The 21228-nt window shown below is 74.2% G+C and carries 18 protein-coding genes and 1 pseudogene; 8 read left to right on the top strand and 11 right to left on the bottom strand.

All coding sequences use genetic code 11. The features are described 5' to 3' along the window. Positions 1-1294, top strand: a 1294-nt coding sequence (locus AB0K92_RS32030; RefSeq protein WP_365928763.1) for a hypothetical protein, incomplete at its 5' end; no start/stop codon positions are given. Here AB0K92_RS32030 and AB0K92_RS32025 read toward each other — a convergent pair. The 3 genes from AB0K92_RS32025 to AB0K92_RS32015 form a co-directional block, all read right to left on the bottom strand. Further along, positions 1285-2199, bottom strand: coding sequence for a cytochrome c oxidase assembly protein (locus AB0K92_RS32025; protein WP_365928761.1), 915 nt, complete (start codon positions 2197-2199; stop codon positions 1285-1287). The two genes, AB0K92_RS32030 and AB0K92_RS32025, sit on opposite strands and share 10 nt — an antisense overlap. Continuing rightward, the gene (locus tag AB0K92_RS32020) at positions 2199-2765 is read right to left on the bottom strand and encodes a DUF2243 domain-containing protein (RefSeq protein WP_365928759.1); all 567 of its coding nucleotides are present in this window, start codon (positions 2763-2765) and stop codon (positions 2199-2201) included. Before AB0K92_RS32020 ends, AB0K92_RS32025 begins: the two co-directional genes overlap by 1 nt. 222 nt (positions 2766-2987) lie before the next feature. Then, a complete protein-coding gene (locus AB0K92_RS32015) occupies positions 2988-3911 on the bottom strand; it encodes a serine/threonine dehydratase (RefSeq protein ID WP_365928757.1) in 924 nt (307 codons plus the stop codon). Between the two features lie 81 nt (positions 3912-3992). Between AB0K92_RS32015 and AB0K92_RS32010 the strand changes: the two genes are divergently transcribed. The 3 genes from AB0K92_RS32010 to AB0K92_RS32000 all read left to right on the top strand — a co-directional run bounded on the left by AB0K92_RS32010 (position 3993) and on the right by AB0K92_RS32000 (position 8045). Next, entirely contained in the window at positions 3993-4934 is a 942-nt protein-coding gene (locus AB0K92_RS32010) for a LysR substrate-binding domain-containing protein (RefSeq protein ID WP_365928755.1), read from the top strand. 166 nt (positions 4935-5100) lie between these two features. Continuing rightward, the gene (locus tag AB0K92_RS32005; RefSeq protein WP_365928767.1) at positions 5101-7260 is read left to right on the top strand and encodes a hypothetical protein; all 2160 of its coding nucleotides are present in this window, start codon (positions 5101-5103) and stop codon (positions 7258-7260) included. Between the two features lie 278 nt (positions 7261-7538). Next, positions 7539-8045, top strand: a complete 507-nt coding sequence (locus AB0K92_RS32000) for a peptidylprolyl isomerase (protein ID WP_346768010.1) — start codon at positions 7539-7541, stop codon at positions 8043-8045. A gap of 52 nt (positions 8046-8097) precedes the next feature. Here AB0K92_RS32000 and AB0K92_RS31995 read toward each other — a convergent pair whose 3' ends face one another. From AB0K92_RS31995 to AB0K92_RS31985, 3 genes are all read right to left on the bottom strand, one after another. After that, complete coding sequence (locus AB0K92_RS31995; protein WP_365928765.1) at positions 8098-9579, bottom strand: MFS transporter; 1482 nt, start codon at positions 9577-9579, stop codon at positions 8098-8100. Between the two features lie 230 nt (positions 9580-9809). Beyond that, entirely contained in the window at positions 9810-11006 is a 1197-nt protein-coding gene (locus tag AB0K92_RS31990; protein WP_365928753.1) for a cytochrome P450, read from the bottom strand. 105 nt (positions 11007-11111) lie between these two features. Next, the gene (locus tag AB0K92_RS31985) at positions 11112-12338 is read right to left on the bottom strand and encodes a M20 family metallopeptidase (protein ID WP_365928751.1); all 1227 of its coding nucleotides are present in this window, start codon (positions 12336-12338) and stop codon (positions 11112-11114) included. Between the two features lie 285 nt (positions 12339-12623). Here AB0K92_RS31985 and AB0K92_RS31980 point away from each other — a divergent pair, with 285 nt between their 5' ends. Further along, on the top strand, positions 12624-14150 hold the full coding sequence (locus tag AB0K92_RS31980; RefSeq protein ID WP_365928750.1) for a hypothetical protein: 1527 nt from the start codon (positions 12624-12626) through the stop codon (positions 14148-14150). Between the two features lie 46 nt (positions 14151-14196). On the opposite strand, the gene AB0K92_RS31975 is transcribed toward AB0K92_RS31980, so the two are convergent. Next, complete coding sequence (locus AB0K92_RS31975) at positions 14197-14823, bottom strand: hypothetical protein (RefSeq protein ID WP_365928748.1); 627 nt, start codon at positions 14821-14823, stop codon at positions 14197-14199. Between the two features lie 309 nt (positions 14824-15132). Here AB0K92_RS31975 and AB0K92_RS31970 point away from each other — a divergent pair, with 309 nt between their 5' ends. Both AB0K92_RS31970 and AB0K92_RS31965 read left to right on the top strand, forming a co-directional pair. Further along, on the top strand, positions 15133-15858 hold the full coding sequence (locus tag AB0K92_RS31970; RefSeq protein ID WP_365928746.1) for a hypothetical protein: 726 nt from the start codon (positions 15133-15135) through the stop codon (positions 15856-15858). 137 nt (positions 15859-15995) lie between these two features. Next, on the top strand, positions 15996-17570 hold the full coding sequence (locus AB0K92_RS31965) for a carboxylesterase family protein (RefSeq protein WP_365928744.1): 1575 nt from the start codon (positions 15996-15998) through the stop codon (positions 17568-17570). Positions 17571-17606: 36 nt separating this feature from the next. Here the strand turns inward: AB0K92_RS31965 and AB0K92_RS31960 are convergent, their stop codons facing one another. The 4 genes and pseudogenes from AB0K92_RS31960 to AB0K92_RS31945 all read right to left on the bottom strand — a co-directional run bounded on the left by AB0K92_RS31960 (position 17607) and on the right by AB0K92_RS31945 (position 20467). Continuing rightward, the gene (locus tag AB0K92_RS31960; protein WP_365928742.1) at positions 17607-17945 is read right to left on the bottom strand and encodes a cupin domain-containing protein; all 339 of its coding nucleotides are present in this window, start codon (positions 17943-17945) and stop codon (positions 17607-17609) included. Positions 17946-18114: 169 nt separating this feature from the next. Continuing rightward, entirely contained in the window at positions 18115-18771 is a 657-nt protein-coding gene (locus AB0K92_RS31955) for a maleylpyruvate isomerase N-terminal domain-containing protein (protein WP_365928739.1), read from the bottom strand. Between the two features lie 136 nt (positions 18772-18907). Further along, positions 18908-19095, bottom strand: a pseudogene (locus AB0K92_RS31950) (alpha/beta hydrolase); the annotation flags it as partial. Between the two features lie 193 nt (positions 19096-19288). Beyond that, a complete protein-coding gene (locus AB0K92_RS31945; RefSeq protein ID WP_365928737.1) occupies positions 19289-20467 on the bottom strand; it encodes an FAD-dependent monooxygenase in 1179 nt (392 codons plus the stop codon). A 105-nt stretch (positions 20468-20572) separates the two neighbouring features. Between AB0K92_RS31945 and AB0K92_RS31940 the strand changes: the two genes are divergently transcribed. Continuing rightward, complete coding sequence (locus tag AB0K92_RS31940; protein WP_365928735.1) at positions 20573-21130, top strand: TetR family transcriptional regulator C-terminal domain-containing protein; 558 nt, start codon at positions 20573-20575, stop codon at positions 21128-21130. The last annotated feature ends 98 nt before the right edge of the window (positions 21131-21228 follow it).

Genomic DNA, 21228 nt, shown 5'->3' with positions numbered 1-21228 from the left:
GGCGGAGCTGCTGCGCGCCGCGCACACCGCCCGCCTCGCCGGCCTGCCCCGGCTCTCCGCCGCCGCGGTCTCCGTGGTGACCGGGGTGCGCGCGGCCCGCTCCGCCGACCCCGGGTACCGCCTGGCCGACCTCGTCGCCGCGCTGTCCGGCACGCTCGGTGTCACCCACCGCCTCCCGGACGCCACGGGCGAGGACCTGGTCGCACTGCGCGGCACGGTCCGGCAGCCGTACCGCCCGGACGGCTCGCTGCGGCTGTACGGCCTGTTCTCGGAGCCGGTCCTGACGGCGACCGGCTACGCGGGCGCGGTCACGTGGACCGCCGACGCCGACGGCCGCCTGTACTCGGTGTCGGACGTGGCACCCGGCGGGCCCGCCCGGGCGACCGGCGCCGCCGACCGGACCGTACGCATCGGCGACACCGCGCTGACCCACCGGGAACTGTCGCGCGCGGGCCTGGCCGTGTCCGGTGCGACCGTCTCGCCGGCCGGCCGCCTCGGCGCGGGGGCCGCGGTACGGGCGGTGCGCGCGGCCGGAGCGCATTGGCGCGCCGAGCCGCTGGACCGGCTGTGGGCCGTACCCGCCGCCGAGCAGGTCGCCCAGGCCCTCGGCGGCGCACGGGACCTGCTGTTCCTGGAGGTGACCGTCCTGGGCGCGGTCCGGGAGACCGCGGGTGACTGCCTGCTGGCCGACTGCGCGGGCGTACCCCTGCGGCTGGTGACGGCGCACGACGATCCCGCGCTCCCCTGCCGCGACAACCTGCGCCTGCTCGCCGCCGCCCGGGGCAGCCGGCTCCGCGTCGTGGCCCGGCTGGCCCGAGGGCCACTCCCCCGGGCCCTGCTGCTCGCCGTCGAGCACCCCACCGATCCGACCTCCCACGTCGACGCCGGCCTGGACCGTCTCCAGCACGCGGACCTGCCCGCCGACGCGGCCCCGGCCCCGCCCGTGGTCCTCCCCGCCGCGGACGAGGCCCCGCTGCACCTGCTGCGCCGCCGTGTCCACCAGGCGGTCTCCGGAGGCCGCCGCGTCCTCGCCTTCTCCCACGGGGATGCCGCGGACGGCGCGCGGCTGCGCCGGCTCGGCCTCGCCACGGCAGGCGGTCTCCTCGACGACCTGCACGCCACCGCCGCCCACCGCTCCCGCGACGCCTTCGGGCGTCTCCTCCCCTCCGACAGCGCACCGTTCGCCCGCGCCTGGCTCGCCGCAGCCGTCTACACGGACACGGTCGAGAAGGCCCTGTGCGCGCAGGCGTGGGGGGCCGCCGCGGACCGGGTGGCCGCCGCCGCTCAGGCGTAGCCGGTGCGGGGCGCCGGGGCACGCTCCGGGGGTGCGGGGCGGGGCCGTGGGCGCCAGGTGGCGAACAGGGCGCCGGCGAGGAGGAGTTCGGCGATGTCGCCGCCGTAGTACATGATCTCCCCGCCTGTCCGGATCTCGTGGGCGGGGGCGTCGACGTCTGTCCAGAAGCCGCCGTAGATCAGCTGGGCGACGACGGCGTGCGCGGCGATCGCGATGCCGACGTAGACGAGGCGGGTGCGTACTCCGGGGCGGGACGGGGCGGGGTCGACGCCGGCGATGACGTAGGCGAACAGGCAGCCTGCCAGGAGGAAGTGGGTGTGCAGCAGCCCGTGGCCGAGCGGTGAGGCCGTGGCGATGGTGTAGAGGGGGGTGAAGTAGAGCGCGGCGAGGGTGCCGACGGACAGGGTGAGGGCGACGGCCGGGTGGGCGAGCAGCCGCGCGGGGGGGCTGTGCAGCACCGCGGTGACACGCCGGGCGCGGGCGGCGGGCAGCGTGCGCAGCAGCAGGGTGACCGGGGCGGCGAGCACCAGGGCCAGCGGGGCGTACATGCCGATCAGCAGGTGCTGGACCATGTGCGCCCGGAAGTCGTCGTGCGCGGCCGTGGCCGTCGGGGGCATCAGCGCCACGGCCAGCAGTGCCAGGCCCGTGAGGAAACTCGCGGTGCGCCGGCGGCTCCAGCCCCGGACGGGGTTGCGGCGGCGGGCCCGGTGGACCAGCCACAGGTAGACCGCCGCGCAGGCCAGGAGGGCCAGTGCGGGCAGCACGACCTCCGCTGCCTCCGCCAGGCCGCCGCCCGCTCCGTGGCCGGGGGCGGGGTGGTCGTGTGCCAGGTGGCCGGGTGCAGGGTGGTCGTGTGCCGGGTGGCCGGGTGCAAGGTGGCCGGGTGCGAGGTGGGGGGATGCCATCAGGCGCTCCGCCGCCGCTCCGACCGCCGGTCACCGGAGGCGTCGGGGTCGAAGGGCCGGCCGCCGCGTTGCAGGGCCCAGCCGCCCGCCATCAGGAGCGCGCCGAGGAGCAGGAAGCCGAGGTCCCACCAGAGCTGGCCGTCACCGGCGTAGACGTGGTGGATGCCCAGGATGTGATGGTCCAGGACGCCTTCGACGAGGTTGAACAGTCCCCAGCCGACGAGCATCCAGCCCCACAGCACCCGCGACGTCCAGACCCGGCGCCGGTCGCGGGTCACGCGGGAGTAGAGCAGGGCGAGCCCGCTCAGGACGGCGAGCCAGCACACGACGTGGAAGACGCCGTCCCACACCGTGTTCATCTGGAGTCCGGGCACCGTGTCGGGGTCGTAGTACTTCAGTCCGATGCGGTCCTGGTCGGTGCTGGTGAGCATGTGGTGCCAGCGGAGCAGCTGGTGCAGCACGATCCCGTCGGCGAATCCGCCGAGTCCCACGCCCAGCACGATCCCCGGCAGCCTGAGATCGGCCGGCAGCGCGGGCGCCGCCGCCTCTCTCGTGGTGGAAACCATCTCCCCGCCTCCGTCCGTCGGCACACCCACGCGTCACCGGGGCGGGTTTCCCGTCCTGCGCGGGGGCAACCGTCGGGGGGTCGGGATTCGGCCCGCCCGCCGGACGGGGGCGCGCCCGGCCCCGTGGCAGGATCCGAACGGCACCCGGCGTCGGCGTCGGCGTCGGCGTCGGCGTCGGCGTCGGCGAGACAGCGGCACCCGGCGTCCGCGAGTGCCGCAAGCTCAGCGCGCCACCCAGTCCGTGTTCGCGCCGCACAGGACCAGGCACGGCAGGTCGCCGGGCACCCGGCCGGCCAGCCACGCCGCGAACGGCAGGGCCGCCGCCGGTTCCACGGCGATCCGGCACTCCTCCCACAGCCGGTCGCGCGCCCGCAGGATCTCGTCGTCGCCGACCAGCACCGACGTCACCTCCTCGCGCGGCCGCGCCGAGAGCACACCGAACGGGACGTCTCCGACACGGCTCGCCCCGGTCGCCGAGGCGGCGACGGAGTCCACCGGCGAGTCGACCGGCTCTCCGGCGGCGAGCGCGTCGTGCAAGCAGCGGCAGTTCTCCGGTTCGACGGCCACCACCCGGCGCCCGTCGGCGGCGAGTGCCGTACCGGCGGCCAGGCCCCCGCCACCGGCCGCCACCACGAGGGTGCCGGCGTCGGGCGCGTCCGCCACGATCTCCGCGGCCACGGTGCCCTGACCGGCGACGACGGCCGGATCGTCGTAGGGGTGGAGGTAGCGGTGTCCGGGCCGTGCCGCGTCGGCCGCCGCCGCGGCGGCGGCCTCGGCGAAGGTGGCGCCGTGCCGGACGAGCCGGGCGCCGCCGGCCTCGATGCGGCGGGCCTTGCCCTCCGGGGCCGTGGCCGGGACGTAGACCGTGGCGGAGACGCCGAGCAGCGACGCGGCCGTCGCGACCGCCAGACCGTGGTTGCCGCCGGACGCGGCGACGATGTGCCGGTCCAGCGGCCCGGAGAGCATCGCGTTGAGGGCACCGCGCAGTTTGAAGGACCCGCCGCGCTGGAGGTACTCCAGCTTCAGCAGCACCCGCCGGCCGTCGATCTCGAGGTCGAACAGCGGCGTGCGGCGGGCGTAGGGGCGGATGCGGGCGGCGGCGGCGCGCACGTCGGCGGCCGTGAGGAGGGAGGTCTCGGTCGTCACGAGACCCCATGCTTCAGCGGCGCGGCCACAAGCGCCAGCGACGTTCGGTAAGCCGCCCTCAGCGATGCTTACGATCGGCGCATGGGACGAGAGCTGGACGTGAACCGTCTGCGGGTGCTGATGGAGGTGGCGCACTCCGCGTCCATCGCGGAGGCGGCCCGCCGGCTCTCCTTCACGCCGTCGGCGTTGTCGCAGCAGATCGCCAAGCTGGAGGCGGAACTGGGCGCGCGGCTGCTGGAGCGGCGCCCGACGGGTGTGACGCTGACCCTCGTCAGTGCCGTGCTGGTGGAGCACGCGGAGCGCGTCGTCGGCGAGCTGCGGCAGGCGCGCGCCGCGGTCGACGCGGCGATCGGGGCGCAGCCGCAGCGCCTCGCGCTCGGCTCCTTCGCGACGGCGGCGCAGGTGCTGGTGCCGGCGGCCCTGGCCGCGCTCCAAGGCCGGTATCCGCGGGCCGAGTTGTCGCTCGTGGACCTGGAACCGCCCGAGGGTTACGGGCTGGTGACGTCGGGCGACCTCGACGTGCTGATCACCCACCGCTACCCGGGTGTCGCGCCGACGCCGCATCCGGGGCTGGAGCGGCAGCCGCTTCTCGACGATCCGCTGCGGCTGGTGCTGCCCGCCGGGCACCGTCTCGCCGGCAGCGGGACGCGCGGCGGCGTCGGCGTCGGCCGGCTGGCGGACGAGACGTGGATCTCGGGCGCGCCGGGCATCCCGAACCGGGTCTGCCTGGAGTCGCTGGCCGGGCGGGCCGGGTTCGAGCCGCGCGTGGCGTACGAGTCCGCCGACTACCACGTCATCCTGGCGCTGGTGGGCGCGGGGCTGGGCAGCGCGCTCGTGCCGGAGAGCATGCTCGCGGGCGCGGACCGTTCCCGGATCCGGGTCCACCGGCTGCGGGGGCCGGGCCCGGCGCGCGAGATCAGTGTCGTGCACCGCCGGCGGCCGACCGCGCTGGTCCGCGAGCTGATCGCCTTCCTGCACGCCGCGGCGGACGCGCTCGGCGGGAAGACACCGGCCGACGGCTGAGGGGGTCCTCCCCCGGCGGCAAAACCCGGTGCGGCCGGTTTCCGGTCTCTGCCATCATGCCGCGATGCGTGACAAGCTCGAACAGTTGGTCGTACGGCACACTCATCGGATCCCCCTGCCCGCGGAAGCCGAGGAGGCCGCACAGGCGGCGGAGTCCGCCGAGGCCATGGCGGCCATCGAGGCCGCGGAGGCCGCGGAGAGCGGGGGACCGGCGGGCAAGGCCGCCGTGGCGGCCCGGCAGTTCGACGCCGCGCTGATGTCGGTGGGCTTCAAACTCTCGGCGGCCGCCCTGGAGCGCCTGTCGAGGCTGTCCGAGGGCGCGGTCGTCGACACGGCGGTACGGGTGCTCGGCACGGTACGGGAGTCGGTCGGCGACCATGTCCAGCACAACGTCTACTTCCTCGACTTTCCGGCCAACGTGCCCGGCACCCTGGAGTTCTGGGCGCGTTGCGTCGCCGACGCGCTCGCCGACGACTCCGTGCGCGAGCGCACCCTCGCCCAGCTGAGCACGGGCGTGGTGGACCTGCTCACCCTGCCGTCGTACGGCCGTTACCCGCACACGTACGCCGATCTGCTCGCCGCGCACGGGAAGCTGATCCCGGCGGCGGGCGACCGCGTGACGGTGCTGCACCCGGGCGGCCCGCTGCACGAGGAGGTCACCGCGCTGTACCTGGCGCTGGCCGGGAGCCGTACCCCCCTGGGTGAGGACGGTCTGCGGGACCTGGAGTTCCTCGCGGGCCACTGCGCGGACGGGCCGCAGCCGGCGGAGATCCCCGTGCGGGAGAACCGCGCCCTCGTCAACCGGGCGCGCCTGGCGGCCGGTGCGGAGCCGCTGCTGGACACGGTCACCGACGTGCTGCGGCTGGCGTGCGCGCTGTCCGGCGGTGACGTGACGCTGCTGCGGCCCACCCGTTTCCGGGCGCTGCCGCGGCCGGTGCGCCGAACGCTGCTCGCGGGGCTCGACGAGGTGGTGGCGTCCTCGCCGGCCAAGCTGTCCGACGTCACCGCGCACCGGGAGGCCTTCAAGCGTCTCGGGGAGCGGCTGCACCCGCACGAGTACCCGCGGTGGCCGCACGCCGCGGAGGTGTTCGCCGTCGCGCGCGGCGAGAAGCAGGCGCGTTCTTTCGGCAGCTGGGTCGAGGAGCTGTTCGCGGCGGGTGACGTCCTGGGCGCGGTGCGGCTGCTGAAGGCCGCGCCGGGCAGGCTGTTCCGGTCGCTGGACCGGCTGCTGCGGGAGGCCGTGAGCGAGGAGGAGCGTCTGGCGGTGGTGGCCGCGGCCGAGGAGGTCGCGGGCCGGGTGTCGGGCCGGGTGGTGCTGTCCGTGCGGGAGCATCTGCACAACCGCTCCGCGGCGGCGGGCGGGCGCCGGGTGTTCGTGGCCCGCCGGGGCCGCGCCTGGGTCACCGGTGACGACCGCGGGCCGGTGGCGCCGTCGGCGCGCGAGCGGCTGATCGCGGCGCTCGACGACGAGACGTGCCGCCGGCTCCCGGCGGTGGACCGGGTGGTGGTCGACCCGGACGTGCTGGATGTGGCGCTGCCGCTGAGCGGCAAGGCGACCGCGTCCGGTCCGGGCGTCCTGCCGCGTGGCTCCCTGTCGCCCGTGGACGGTGAGCTGCTGCGCTTCTTCGTGTACTGGAAGCAGGCGGACCGCAGCACCGACTACGACCTGTCGGCGCTGATACTGGACCGCGATTACCGCTCCTGTGGCTGGCTGTCGTACACCAACCTGTCCGCGGTGGAGGGCGAGCACTCCGGTGACATCACCGACGCGCTCGACGGCGCCTCGGAGTTCGTCAACCTGCGGCTGGGGGCGGTGCGGGGCGCGTTCATCGTCCCGCAGGTCAACATCTTCTGCGGGGAGGGGTTCGAGGAGGCCGAGGAGTCGTTCTTCGGGTTCATGCTGCGCGACGGCGAGCAGGCGGGCCGGCCGTTCGAGCCGCGCACCGTGCGGATGAAGTCGGAACTGCGCGGGCCCGGCCGGGTCGCGCTGCCGCTGGCGTTCCTGCGCGGCGCCGACGGCCGGTGGCGCGCGAAGTGGCTGCACCTGTACCTCGCGGGAAACCCGTCGGCGAACCGGGTGGAGGGCAACCATGTGTCGGTGGCGACGCTGCTGCGCGGCATCGTCGAACGCGAGTATCTGACGGTCGGTCACCTGGTGGGGCTGATGGCGGAGCGCGGGGCGAGCGTGACCCACTGGGACGGGACGGCTCCCCTGCCGGACGGTCGCGGCCCGGTCACCTACGTCGGCCTGACCCGGCCGGAGGGGCTGCCCCCGGACTCCCGGATCATCACCGTCGAAAATCTGCGCGACCTGCTCCCGGACTGACTGCTAGGGTCGGCAGTGGCGAGGCCATGAAGGGGCTTCCTTCTCACCACCTCATGTGCTAGTCCTTTCGCTCTCCTTGCCCTCGACTTCCTCTCCTCGCGTGCGGCGTGACGTCGCTCGCACGCGGATCACCCTTCTGCAGGGCGCCGGCGCGCCCGAGGGCCCGGAGTGGGCGGGGCACCGCCCCCTGTCCGTCCTGATGCGGGCATTCCGCGTGCTCCGAGGACGTGCGTGACAAGATGCACGGTGTATCGATCATGCCCCATCGGAAAGGGACGATTTCCATGTCCAGGGTCGAGCTGACCACGAACTTCGGCCGTATCGTTCTCGAGCTGCACGACGCCGAGGCACCCAAGACCGTCGAGAACTTCCTGTCGTACGTCCGCAACGGGCACTACGACAACACGATCTTCCACCGGGTGATCAACGGCTTCATGGTCCAGGGAGGTGGCTTCACCCCGGACATGACGCAGAAGCCCACCCAGGCCCCGATCGAGAACGAGGCCGACAACGGGCTGAAGAACACCGCCTACACGGTGGCGATGGCCCGCACCGGCGACCCGCACTCGGCGACGGCGCAGTTCTTCATCAACGTCTCGGACAACGACTTCCTCGACTTCCGGGCGAAGAACCCGAACGGCTGGGGTTACGCCGTCTTCGGCCGGGTCACGGAGGGCCAGGACGTCGTGGACCGGATCAAGCAGGTTCCGACCGGCAGCCTGCGCGGGCACCAGGACGTGCCCAAGGAGCAGGTCGTCATCGAGTCCGCCAAGGTGCTCGACTGACGGCGCGGACGCCGTCGAGCGGATCCGCCCGCGGGTGGATCCGCTCGGTGTCTCAGGGCGCCGTCGGCAGTCCCCCGCCCTGCAGCCGTTCCAGGTCGGACGGGCGGACCTGGATGACGAGCAGTGCGATCACCGCGGCGACCGCGGCGAAGATCGCGGCGATGACGAAGGCGGCCGAGACGCCCGCGGCCAGGACCTCGTCGGCCCACGGCGGCGGGAGCTGACCGGTGCGCTGGAAGCGCAGCCGCTCGCGCGGGGTCGCCTGGGCCAGGAACGCCGGAATCTGCCGGCCGGCCTCGTCGGTGCTGGCCGTACCGAACATCGTGACGAGGATGGACAGGCCTAGGGAGCCGCCCACCTGCTGGGTGGCGTTGAGGAGGCCGGAGGCGGCGCCCGTCTCCCGGGTGGCCACGTTCGACAGCGCCATCAGCGTCAGGGACACGAACTCCATGCCCATGCCGAAGCTGAAGACGAGCATCGGGCCGAGGATGCTGCCCGCGTAGGTGGAGTGGACGTCGGTCAGGGTCAGCCAGGCCAGGCCCGCCGCGGCGAGGATCCCACCCGTGACCATGAACGGCTTGGGCCCGAACCGCGGCAGCAGCTGGGAGGCGAGGCCCGCGCCCACGGCGATGACCGCGCTCACCGGGAGGAACGCCAGACCGGCCTGGAGGGGGCTGAAGTCCAGCACGTTCTGCACGAAGAGCGTGAGGAAGAAGAACATGCCGAACATGGCGGCGGCCAGGCTCAGCATCATGCCGTACGTGCCCGCGCGGTTGCGGTCCGCGAACATGTGCAGCGGTGTGATGGGCTGCCGGGAGCGCCGCTCGACCAGCACGAACAGCAGCAGGATGACGACGGCCGCCGCGAACGCGCCGAGCGTGAGCCCGTCCCGCCAGCCGTCCTGCGCGGCGCGGATGAACCCGTAGACCAGCAGCACCATGCCGACGGTCGACGTCAGCGCACCCGTCAGGTCGAAGTGGCCGGGGTGGCGTTCGGACTCCCGGATCCAGCGCGGGGTGGCGAGCACGATCAGCAGCCCGATGGGCACGTTGACGAACAGCACCCAGCGCCAGTTCAGCCACTCCACCAGCATGCCGCCGGCCAGCAGCCCGATCGCGCCGCCGCCCGCCGAGACGGCCGCGAAGACGCCGAACGCCCGGTTGCGGTCGGGCCCTTCACGGAAGGTCGTACTGATCAGGGCGAGGGCGGTCGGTGACGCGATGGCACCGCCGACGCCCTGCAGGGCGCGGGCGGCGAGGAGTTGCCAGTCGTTCTGGGACAGGCCGCCGAGCAGCGAGGCGAGGACGAAGACGAGCACGCCGAAGACGAAGACGCGCCGTCTGCCGAGGATGTCGCCCACCCGGCCGCCGAGCAGCAGCAGTCCGCCGAAGGTGAGGGTGTAGGCGTTGACCACCCAGGACAGGCTCGTCGTGGAGAAGTCGAGGGCGCGCTGGATGTCCGGCAGGGCGATGTTCACGATGGTGATGTCGAGCACCACCATCAGCTGACATGACGCGATGACCAGCAGCGCCATGCCGTTCCCGCGGCCGTCACCGTCTTCCTTGTCCTGCGGTACGGCCGGTGCGTGCGATGTCGGCTTCGGATTGCTCATGGCATCGTGCCGTCGGCGAGGGGACGTGGCCGGTCCACCACCATTCGACCGTACGCCGCCCCGCCACGGCACTCCACTCGATCACCGGACGGCGGCGAAGTGGGCGCGCGCCGTCCCGTGTGCCTCCTCCCACTCGCCGCTGTCGGGGGGCTTCAGGCGCCGAACCGGACCGGCAGGCTGTGCGGGCCGCGGATCATCATGCCCGAGCGCCAGGTGATCGCCGCCGGGTGGATGTCCAGGGTGAGGCCCGGGCAGCGGTCGAGCAGGGCGCCGATGGCGATGCGGGCCTCGATGCGGGCCAGGGGCGCGCCCAGGCAGTAGTGGATGCCGTGGCCGAAGGCCACATGGCCGCGGGGGTCGCGGGAGATGTCGAAGCGGTCGGGTGCGGGGAAACGCACGGGATCGCGGTTGGCGTCGGCCAGGGCGACGAGGACCAGCTCTCCGCCTCCGGGGACGACCGTGTCGCCGATCGTGACCGGCTCGGTGGTGAACCGGTAGGTGGGGGTCTCCACGGGGCCGTCGTAGCGCAGCATCTCCTCGACGGCGTTGTCGATCAGGGCGGGGTCGGCGCGCAGCGCGGCCAGTTGCCGGGGGTGGGTGAGCAGGGCCAGGACGCCGTTGGAGATGAGGTTCACGGTGGTCTCGTGGCCCGCGACGAGCAGCAGCCAGGCCATGCCGACGAGTTCCTCGTGGGAGAGCCGGTCGCCGTCGCCGTCGGAGCCGTGGATCAGCGCGCTCAGCAGGTCGTCGCCGGGCCGCTGCCGTTTGTCCCGGACGAGTTCCGTGATGTACCGCGCCATCGAGGCCGCCGCGGCCGTGCGGACGTCCGGGTCGGTGGCGCCCAGCGCCTCGTTCGACCAGGTCCGGAAGGAGTCGCGGTCCAGGCCGGGGACGCCGAGGAGTTCGCAGATCACGGAGATCGGCAGCGGGAAGGACAGCGCCTCGACGAGGTCGGCGCGCCCGTCGGGGGCGGCGAGCATCCGGTCCAGGAGTTCGTCGGTGGTCTCACGGATGCGCGGCGCGAGTTCCTCGACGCGGCGGGCGGTGAACTCGCGGGCGACGAGCTTGCGCAGCCGCGTGTGGTCCGGCGGGTCGGCCCGCAGCATGTGCGGGCCGGAGGACACGGCGCCCAGCGGCAGCGAGGGCGACGCCTTGCTCCAGTCCTTCGACAGCCGCGCGTCCGCCAGCGCGGCCCGCCCGGCCTCGTAGCCGACGACGAGCCAGGCCGACGCGCCCCCTTCCGGCATGCGTACGCGGTGCACCGGTCCCTGCGCCCGTAATCGGGCGTAGACGGGGTAGGGGTCGCGGGTGAAGGACTCGCCGAGGGCGGCCAGGTCGACGACGTTCATGGGTTCCACCTCACTGGGCTGCTGTGCGGCTCTGCTGTGCTCATCCTGCGCCCTGGCCGCGCCCGTTGGCCCGGGGCGGTACCGCTTGTTTCGGCCGACTGCGGGCTAGGTGGCCAGATAGCGCAGTGCCACCGCCGCGTGCAGGGCGGCGCCGGAGGCGAGGGCCGGTTCGTCGAAGACGACGCGGTTGGAGTGGCAGTCGGGTGTGTCCTCGCCGTGCTGACCGGGCGGGCGGGCGCCGAGGAAGGCCATCGTGCCGGGTACGCGGCGCAGGACGTACGAGAAGTCCTCGGCGCCCATGAAGGGCTGGGGCAGCGGGTGGACGCGGTCGGCGCCGAGGAGTGCGGCGGCCGTCTCGCGGACGGTGCCGGTGACCGTGTCGTCGTTGACGGTGGGCGGATACCCCTCGGGCAGCTCGATGTCGACGGTCGCGCCGTGCGCGGCGGCCACGTGCCGGGCGACGCGGACGATCCCCTCCCGCACCCGGTGACGGGTGTGCGCGGTCAGTGTGCGGACGGTGCCGTGCAGTTCGGCCGTCTCCGGGATGATGTTGGTGGTCGTACCGGCGCGCACGGAGGCGATGGTGACCACGGCGGGGTCGAAGACGTCGACGGTACGGGTGGCCATCGTCTGCAGCGCCTGCACGATCTCGCAGGCCACGGGCACCGGGTCGAGGGCCTGGTGGGGCGCCGAGGCGTGCCCCGAGCGGCCGCGGACGGTCAGGTGGATCCGGTCGGCGGCGGCGAAGGTCGGGCCGGGGCGCAGATGCAGGGAGCCGCTGTCGAAGCGCGTGGTGACGTGCAGGGCGAACGCCGCGACGATCCCGGCGCCGTCGGGGGTGTCCAGCACCCCCTCGTCGATCATGTACTGGGCGCCGCCGTCGCTCTCCTCCGCCGGCTGGAACATGAACACCACCCGCCCGGCAAGCCGCGCCCGCCGGGCGGCCAGCAGCCGGGCCGCGCCGACGAGCATCGCCGTGTGCAGATCGTGTCCGCAGGCGTGCATGGCACCGGGCACCTCGGAGGCGAACTCCAGTCCCGTCTCCTCCTGTTGGGGCAGGGCGTCCATGTCGGCGCGCAGCAGTACGGTGGGTCCGGGACGGTCGCCCTCCAGTACGGCCGTCACCGAGCTGAGCCGCTCCCCCGTCGTCACCGCCAGCCCCAGCCCGTCGAGGGCGTCGAGCACCGCGCGCTGGGTGTGCGGCAGCCGCAGGCCCAGTTCGGGCGTGCGGTGCAGTCGGCGTCGTACGGCGACGATCTCGGGCAGCAGCGTGCGGGCCTCGGCGAGCAGGCCGTCGGAGGCAGAGGCGGAGGAGGCGGCCGGAGCGGTCATCGCGCCCTCCGGTCGGGGGTTTCTTCCAGCGGGGCCTCGGGCACGGGTGTCTCCCTTCGGCGCGGGGCATGTGTGCGCGTCGCCGGAGATGCCTGCCCAGGCCCGGGGCGCTTCACGCGGTGACCGCACCCCGTGCCCCCGGTCGGCCGCCGGTCTTCGCACCGTCGAGCCGTCCGCCCCGGCGCCGGTGGTGCGTGCCCCCGGTCGGCCGCCGGTCTTCGCACCGTCGAGCCGTCCACCCCGGCGCCGGTGGTGCCTCGTACCGCTGATGACAGGATGAGGCCCGTGAATCACGTCCTGCACGGACTCGCCGCAAACCCGTCCCTGCCCGCCGCGCTGGTCGACCGGCTGATCGCGGTCGCGGACGCCGACCTCGCCTGCGAACTCGCCGCGCGTACGGATCTCAGCCGCGCGCAGGCGCGGGCGCTGGCCGCGATCAGCGCGGAGGCCGCCGTAGCACTCGCGTACGCGGGGCGGTTGACGGCAGCCGACGTCGACCCCGCGACGCGGCCGCCGGCGGCGCTGGCGCTGCTCGACGAGGGTGCGGGGCGGCCGGAGTGGGCGCGGGTGCTCGCGGCGGACCCGGAGGCCGGGCACCGGGAGAAGCTGGCCGCCTGCCCGGGACTGCCGGCCGATGTGGTGGACAGGCTCGCCGCCGACCCGGACGTCCGTGTCGTCGCGGAGCTGGCGCTGTGGGCCACGCCGGAGGTCGCCGCGCGGCTCGCCGAGCATCCCCATGCCGAGGTGCGGCTCGCGGTGGCCGCCAACGAGGCGACACCGCCGGCCGTCCTGTCCCGGCTGATCGGCGGCGAAGGGCTCGCCCCGGCCCGGCGGTGTCTGGTCTGCGACCGTGAGGTGCCGCCGTTCGTGCACGACCCCCACTGCCCGCGGCTCGACTGCGACCTGCGCGCGGGCGCCGCGTGCGACGGCTCCCACCAGTCCACCGTGCGCGAGACACAGCTCGCGGCGCTGCAGAACCCGGCCACCCCGGCCGAGGCCGTCCTGCGTTTCGCCGACGACCCCTCGGCACCGCCGCGCACCGCACTCGCCGCCCGCCACGACCTGCCCGCGCACACGGCACGGCGACTCGCCGACGACCCCGTGCCGGGTGTCCGCGCCGCCCTCGCGGAGAATCCGGCGATCGACGAGGCCCTGATCCGCGCGCTGGCCCGCGACGATGACCCCGATGTGCGGCGCGCCGTGGCACACCACCCGCGCGTGCCGCTCGATGTGCTGACCGTGCTGGCCGGTGCCCTGCGGATCGGTCCGGCGCTGCTGCCGCGCATCGCCGCCGCCACGCCGGCGGAGGTCGCGGAACTGACCGTGTCACCGCGGCCCGCGGTGCGCATGATCCTGGCGGCCCGACGTGATCTGCCGGACGGGATACGTGACGCGCTCGCCGACGACCCCGACGCGAAGGTCGTCAAGTCCGTCGCCTCCCACCCGGGTCTGTCGAAGGCCCGGCTGCGCGCCATGGTGGACCGGTGCGGTGCCCAGGTCGCCGCGATGGTGGCGGCCAATCCGGACGCGCCGCCCTCCCTGCTCGAAGAGGTGTCCCGGCAGCGGCCACCGGTGCGCAAGGCGCTGCGCGCCATCGCCCGGCACCCTCGTGCGACCGCCGCGGCACTGGCCGCCTGCCTGGCGGACGACCGGGCCAGACCTCTGGCCGCCGCCCACCCCGCCCTGCCGCCGCAGCTCGTCGTCGAGTTGCTGCACGACGAGGACCCTCAGGTGACGGAAGCGGCGGCGGCCAATCCGTCGCTGCCGCGCCCGGTGATGGAGGCGCTGGTGCGGGAGGGCGGCGGGGCTTAGGGCGTTGCCTGTGGATCATCCCGCCGACCAGATAGTCGCGAGAGGACTAACGCGCTGAGGAGTTGGGCCCGTCGCTCGGTTCCTGGAAGTCGCTGGTCAAGGGCGTGGGATCGTCGGAGGAGGGCGATGCGGGCCGCCGGGCGGCTTCGTCCGCGTCCCCGGTGATGCCCAGGTCACGACGCATCGCCTCTCTCATGGCCTCTGTCAAGGACCACAGCGCATGCTGCGCTTCAGCGGCTGACCGCAGGCTTTCGCCTGGCCGGGGATTCCCCTGCTCCAGACGCTTGACCTGTCCGTATACCCGGGTCAGTGCCTCGTTCAGTTCGTGAGCCGGAACGACCACGGCGTCGGGGGCGATCATCAGGGCCTCGGACCACCGGTCGCGGAAGGCGTCCTTGGTTTCTTCCAGCGCCCGAATGTCCTCGTCCCCTGGTGTGCGGTCCCGCATGACGTACAGGTGACGGCTGAGCGCCGTGGCGAACTGCCGCGCGTCGCGGTGCAGTTCCGAGTAGCACCTCCGCCGCAGTTCACGGTTCTCGCGGGTGTCCTGGATGGCCTGAGTCATCTCCAGCTCGCGCCTCTTGGCCCGGTCGGCACCCCGCTGGGTGAGCAACGCGCCCCCGAGTGTGCCCGCTACACCGGCCACCGCGATCAGCACCGCCCCGAAGTCCATCGGATCACCCTAGACCACGCCCTCTGAGGAGCAGCCGGCGACGATCCGCCTCGCCGCGGCGCCTCGCGCGGCAGTACGTCATCATCGCGCCGGAACACGACACCGTCGGGCAGTCGTTCGCCGCCGGGTCCGCCGGTGACGCCTTCACCGCCCTCCCGCGGGAGGGTCCGGCACCGTCGGACCGTGTGGGTGCGCCCAGGTGTCCGCCGACGGTCGCGCCGACGCCGCGCTGTCCCGGCCGTACTATCGCTATCTCACGCTGCACGGCAGCTGTGCGGCCGTCGACCGGTCCGAGAAAGGTTGAACGTCATGACCGAGAACATCACCGTGCCCAGCAACCTGGCATCGCAGTACGCCGCCCAGGTGACCACCGACCTCGAGCGCAACGTCAAGGAGCAGGAGCGGGTGAGCGCCGAGATCGAGGCGCTGCAGGAGCAGTTGGCGCAGCTGCAGCGCGACCATGCCGTGCTGACGAACATGCAGCAGGCGCTCGGCCTGCCGGCGGCGCTCGCCGAGACCGCGGCGGCGGTCGCGGCCGACGCGCCCGTGGTGCCCGCTCCCCGCAAGAAGACCGCGTCGTCCGCCGCCAAGAAGTCGACCGCGGCCACCAAGACGAGCACGGCGGCCAAGACGGGCACGGCCACCAAGAAGACCGCCGCTTCCGGCAAGCCGAAGCAGACGCGGGCGAAGAAGGCCACGGCCGTGTCCGGCAAGGGCAGCAGCGGCAAGGAGACCACCCGCAAGTCCTCGGCCGGCGCCACCAGGACGGCGGACCAGCCCACGCTGGTCGACCTCGTCCGCGGCCACCTCGGCGAGGTCACCGAGCCCCGCTCGGCGGCGGAGATCGCCTCCGCGCTCGGCCAGGTCCACCCCGACCGGGACATCAAGACGACGGTCGTGCGCACCACCCTCGAAGGGCTCGTCGCCAAGGGTCAGGCGCAGCGCACCAAGCAGGGCAACTCCGTCTTCTACACGGCACCCGACACCGACAACCGGGAGTCCGAGGCTCAGCCGGTCACCGATCAGAGTGAATGAGGGGACGCGAAGTCCCGTCTCGCACCATCGGGCGGGGACGCCTCACGCCGACGGCGGCCCCGCCGGTGACCGCGCGCCGAAAACGAGTTGCCCGCGGTCTGGGGCCCGGTGAGGATGGCGCCACAGGAGGCTCATCCATGCAGGTCACCGTGCCCACCACAGCAGGACCGGTCCGCGGGCGGCGAACGGGCGAGGTGACGGTGTTCGCCGGTGTCCCCTACGCGGCGCCGCCGTTCGGACCGCGGCGGTTGCGACCGCCTCAGCCGCCCGAGCCGTGGTCGGGGGTGCGGGACGCGTGCGCGTACGGCCCGTCCGCGCCCCAGCCCGGTTACCTGCCCGCGATGGCCGCTCTGCTGCCGCAGGTGAAGGAGCAGGGTGAGGACTGCCTGAACCTCAACGTGTGGACGCCCGCGCCGGGCCGCACCGGAGGACGGCTGCCGGTCATGGTCTGGATCCACGGCGGCGCGTTCCGCAACGGGGCCGGTTCGCTGCCCGCTTACGACGGTGCCCGGCCGGCCGCCGACGGCGTCGTGTGCGTCACCCTCAACTACCGGCTCGGTGCTGAGGGTTTCCTGCTGCTGCCCGACGGTACGGCCAACCTCGGTCTGCTGGACCAGATCGCCGCGCTGGAGTGGGTGCGGGACAACATCGCCGGGTTCGGTGGCGACCCGGACAACGTCACCGTCTTCGGGCAGTCCGCGGGTGCCATCGCCATCACCGCCCTGATGGCCATGCCGGCGGCCCGTGGGCTGTTCCGGCGTGCCGTCACCCGGAGCGGCGCCGGACACCACACCCATCCCGAGGACATCGCCCGGCGGATCACCGAGCGGCTGGCCCGGCTCGCCGGAGCGGAGCCCACGCGCGAGGCACTGGCCGCCGTACCGCCCGAGCGGCTGGTCGCCGCCAACGGTGCGCTCGGCCGGGAGATCGCGCAGGCCGAAGACCCCACCCAGTGGGGCGAGTCGGCGGGTGGCGGCACCACCGTGCTGCCGGTGGTGGACGGAGTGACACTCCCCCAGCGGCCGGTGGACGCCCTCGCCGGCGGGACCGGCCGGGACGTCGACCTGCTCACCGGCACGACCACCGACGAGTTCCGGCTGTTCCTCGTCCCCCTGGGCATCGCCCCGCACATCACGGACGAGGTGCTGCACGGCATGCTCGCCGGGCTCGGACTCGACCCCGCCGAGGCCCGCGCCGTCTACGGCGCCGCGCACCCCGGTGCCACGCCCGGCGACCTGTTCTCCGCCGTCATGACCGACCACGCCTACCGCATTCCCGCCCTGCGGGTGGCCGAGGCGCGCGCCGCGCACGGGGCGGAGACGTTCGTGTACGAGTTCGCGTGGCCGTCGCCCGCGCTGGACGGTGCTCTCGGCGCCTGCCACCTGGCGGACGTCGGCTTCGTCTTCGGCAACCTCTCCGACCCGCTCCTCGGCCCCGACGCCCCGCGCGGCCTCTCCGACCTGATGCGGCAAGCGTGGATCTCCTTCGCCCGCACCGGCCGCCCCGACTGCGGGAAGGCGCTGCCGCCCTGGCCCGCGTACGGCACGCGGCGCGCCGTCATGCGCCTCGGCGCCGGTGAGCCGGCCGTGCACGACGACCCCGGGTCCGCCACACGCGCCCTGTGGGAGAACCTGCGCCTGCCCCGGCCCCGCGGCTGCGGCTGCGGCTGCGGCTGCGGCTGCGGCTGCGGCTGCGGCTGCGGCTGCGGCTGAGTAACGTCGGCCACCCGCGAACGCCGCGGCCCGGGGTCAGTCCTCGGCGAGGCCGTTTCCGCGCGGTGGGCGGTGCGGTGCCAGGTGCTCGACGATGACGAGCGTGCCCCGGCTTCCGGGGCGTACGGCGTGCTCCACGCCCGCCTCGACGACGTACATCTCCCCCGCGTGGACGTCCAGTTCGGTGCCGCCGGCGAGCAGGCGCAGGGTGCCGTCCAGTACCAGCAGCGCCTCCGCCGTGTCGTGGGCCTCCGGTTCCAGAGAGCGTCCGTCCATCCGCAGCACTCTCACCGCCGTGGGTCCGATCCGTCCGAGCAGCGATGAGCTCCAGGCGTCCGGCAGTCCGGCCGCGGCGGTGCGTAAGTCGGTCTTCATGGCATGCCTCCTGGCGGGCCGTCCCGCGCGCGCCGAGTGAGGCGCCGGGGACGTCCGCGATCGTCGTTGAGGGATGCGTGTGACGCTACGACGCGAGGGGGCGTCGTTGGTCGACCGTCAGGTAAAACCTGTCGCGCGTGTACCTGTCTCTCTTCCCCCCTCCGCGCACTCAGCCGAGAACGAGCGGGAGTCTTGCGGCCAGTTCACCCAGTGCGCCCCTCTCCGCGTCGGTCGGGGCGCGGCGGCCTGTGCCGGTCAGGAGGGCGTCCCGGTCCGGGAGGGAGGCGGGGAACGGGGTGCCGGCGATGCGCTCCAGCAGGTCCCGGGAGTGCGCGAGGGCGTCCGCGGGCGGTCCGGCGACGTGCGGGAGGTGCGCGGTCAGGTCGAGGTGGTGCAGCGTCCACTCCAGGACGTACGCGGAGAGGAAGTCGCCGGCGGTGAGCACCTGGCCGCGGGTGGCGACCCGGAGGGCGGGGTCGGCGAGCCGGGCGGCGCGGCCGGCGGCGGAGCCGACGTCGTCGAGGTGGAACTTCAGCAGCCACGGCTCCTCGTACGCGGCGGCCAGCCGGACGGTCAGGGCGTCGAGCGGGTCGTCACCGGTCGGGGGTGTCCCGGTGACTTCCCAGTAGGTGACGGCGTCACGGGTGGGTTCCGTGTCGGCGGGGGTGGCGAGGGTGATCAGGACGTCCTGCGCGTCGATGACCAGGTGGCACACCAGGTCCCGTACGAGCCAGCCGGTGCAGCCGGACGGCCGGCCGAAGTCCTCGTCGGCCAGGTCCGCGACGGCCGTGCGCAACGCTGTCCAGGAGTGTGAGAAGAGGTCCACCGTCGGCACGGTAGTTGCGGGCTGGAAGCGCGGACAAGCGGATTCGGGACGGGGTGCGAGGTTGGTCCCTGGGACCTGGGTGAGCCGGGCGGGGGGGGCGGCGTGCAGCGTGCAGCGGGCGGCGGGCGGCGGGCGCTCAGGACCGCAGACGGCGCAGGGCCGCGTTGACGGCGGCGGTTGCCGGGTGTGCGGGTAGTGGCCGGGGACGCGGAGCAGTTGTCCGCCGACGGCGTCGGCGACGGCCTCGGCGCAGGCGATCAGCGGTTCGCCCGCGTAGGTGCGGTACGGCTCCGGGGCGTCCTGCCAGGTACCGCAGACGACCAGCGTGCGAAGAGGGCGGGGACTCCCGCGCCGTCGGTCTCGTCCTGCACCGTCACATGAACCGTCGCCATCGGCGCGTTTCCCTTCGTTCTCCCCGCTCTCCTGGCCGGCCCCCTGTCCCGGTCGGCCCGTTCTCCTGGCCGCCCCTCTCCTGGCCGGGGCGCGGTCCGATCACACCACGGGCGGGGCCGAGCGGTTAAGGCGCTCGATGGCCGACGGCGAGCGCGGGCGGAGTCCAGTCGGCGTGGCGGAGGATGGCCCGGATCATGGCCCGCGAGGGGGTGAGGCGCAGGGCGGTGTCGCGCAGGGCCACGGCCGCCGGGTGGGCCAGTTGCTGCCCCATGCGGCCGGCCTGGCGGGCGGCGCGTGCCACGGCCTGGCTGCGCGGGCGGCGCTCGGCGTCGTAGCGGGCGAGGGCGCCGGCGACGGTGGGTTCGGCGGCGAGGGCGGCGGCGAGTGTGGCGGCGTCCTCCAGTGCCTGGCAGGCGCCCTGGCCGAGGTTGGGCGTCATGGCGTGGGCGGCGTCACCGAGGAGGGCGACGGGACCGGCGGTGAAGGCCGGGAGCGGGGTGGCCAGTTCGTGGATGTCGTGGTGCAGGACGGCGTCGGGGCGGGTCGCGTCGAGCAGCGCGGGGATCGGATCGTGCCAGTGCGCGAAGCGGCGGCGCACGGCGTCCAAGGCGTCGGGGTGCCGTATGCCGGGCGGGGCGTTGAGGACGGCGTGCCATTCCGCCCGCCCGTCGGCGAAGGTGATGTGGCCGAATTCGGCGCCCCTGCCCCAGGTGATCCGGAAGTCGTCCGCCAGGTCCACGGGGTGCTCGGTGATGGCGCGCAGGACCGTCGAGCCGCTGTAGACGGGGCCGGGGTGGTGAGGGAAGAGCCGGGCACGCAGGCGGCTGTTCACGCCGTCGGCGGCCACGACCAGGTCGGCCTCCAGTTCCCTGCCCGGCACGGACACCCGGGCCGGGCCGTCGGGTCCGGTGCGGTCGACGGCCGTCGCCTCGGCCCCGACGCGCAGGCAGCCGGGCGGCAGCGCCTCGCGCAGCAGTCGGTGCAGGACGGATCGCGGGATGCCGACGATGGGCGTGCCGAGTTCGCGTTCGAGGGCGGCGCCGTCCATCCGGGTCAGCAGACGGCCTTTCGGGGTGCGGGTGCCTCCGGTGTACTGCGGGTGCGCCGCCGCGCGCACCGCCGCGCCGACCCCGAGGACGTCGAGGGCGCGCAGTCCGTTCGCGTGCAGGGAGATGCCCGCCCCGGCGTCGGCGAGGGTGGCGGCGCGTTCGACGACGGTGACCTCCCAGCCGATCAGCCGCAGGCCGACGGCGGCGGCCAGCCCTCCGATGCCTCCTCCGACCACCACAGCGCTGTTCCCCATGCCCGGCCCCCTTCGCCCGCACCGATCGCTCGCTCTTCTTTCTACAGGTGTAGAAGGAGCGTACTCGATGCCGACCGACGTTCTCTACAGGTGTAGAAATGAGGGGTGGCCACCGAACGACGCACGCTTCTCGCCGACGCCGCCATCACCGTGCTCGCCGAGACGGGGATACGGGGGCTGACGCACCGCGCCGTGGACCGGGCGGCGAACCTGCCGTCCGGCACCACGTCCGCCTACTACCGCACCCGTCAGGCGCTGCTCACGGCGCTGGTCCGGCGGCTGGTCGAACGCGACCAGGCCGAACTGGAGGAGGCCGGCCGCGCCCTGCCGGTGCCGCGCGACGCCGGGGAACTGGCGGCCCGTGTCACCGACCTCGCCGAGCGGCGGCTCACCGGGGACGGCCGGCGGCGCTCCCTGGCCCGCTACGCCTGCGCCATCGAGAGCGTGCGCCACCCCGAGCTGCGGGAGATCCTCGTACCGCGCGAGAACACGGCACGTGAGGCCGTACGCGCCTTCCTCGCCGCACAGGGGGTCGAGGACGCCGAGGAACGCACCGTCACCTTGCTGACGTGCGTCGATGGCCTGGTCTTCGACCGGCTCGTCAACGGTGGCCACGTCGCCGAGGAGGACGTGCGCCGGCTGGTGGGGGCGGCGCTGCGGTGAGCGGCGCCCGGCCGCCGCCGGAGGGTGCCGGAGGCCGGCCGCTGCCGAACCGTTCCGGCTCTCTGACAACCCGAAGAACTCTACGGATCCGTCCAGGG

Origin of the sequence: Streptomyces sp. NPDC052687, from assembly GCF_040678395.1 — a bacterium.
GTDB lineage: Bacteria > Actinomycetota > Actinomycetes > Streptomycetales > Streptomycetaceae > Streptomyces.
The sequence above is the reverse complement of the archived record's forward strand: the minus strand, read 5'-3'. Positions and strand labels throughout refer to the sequence as shown.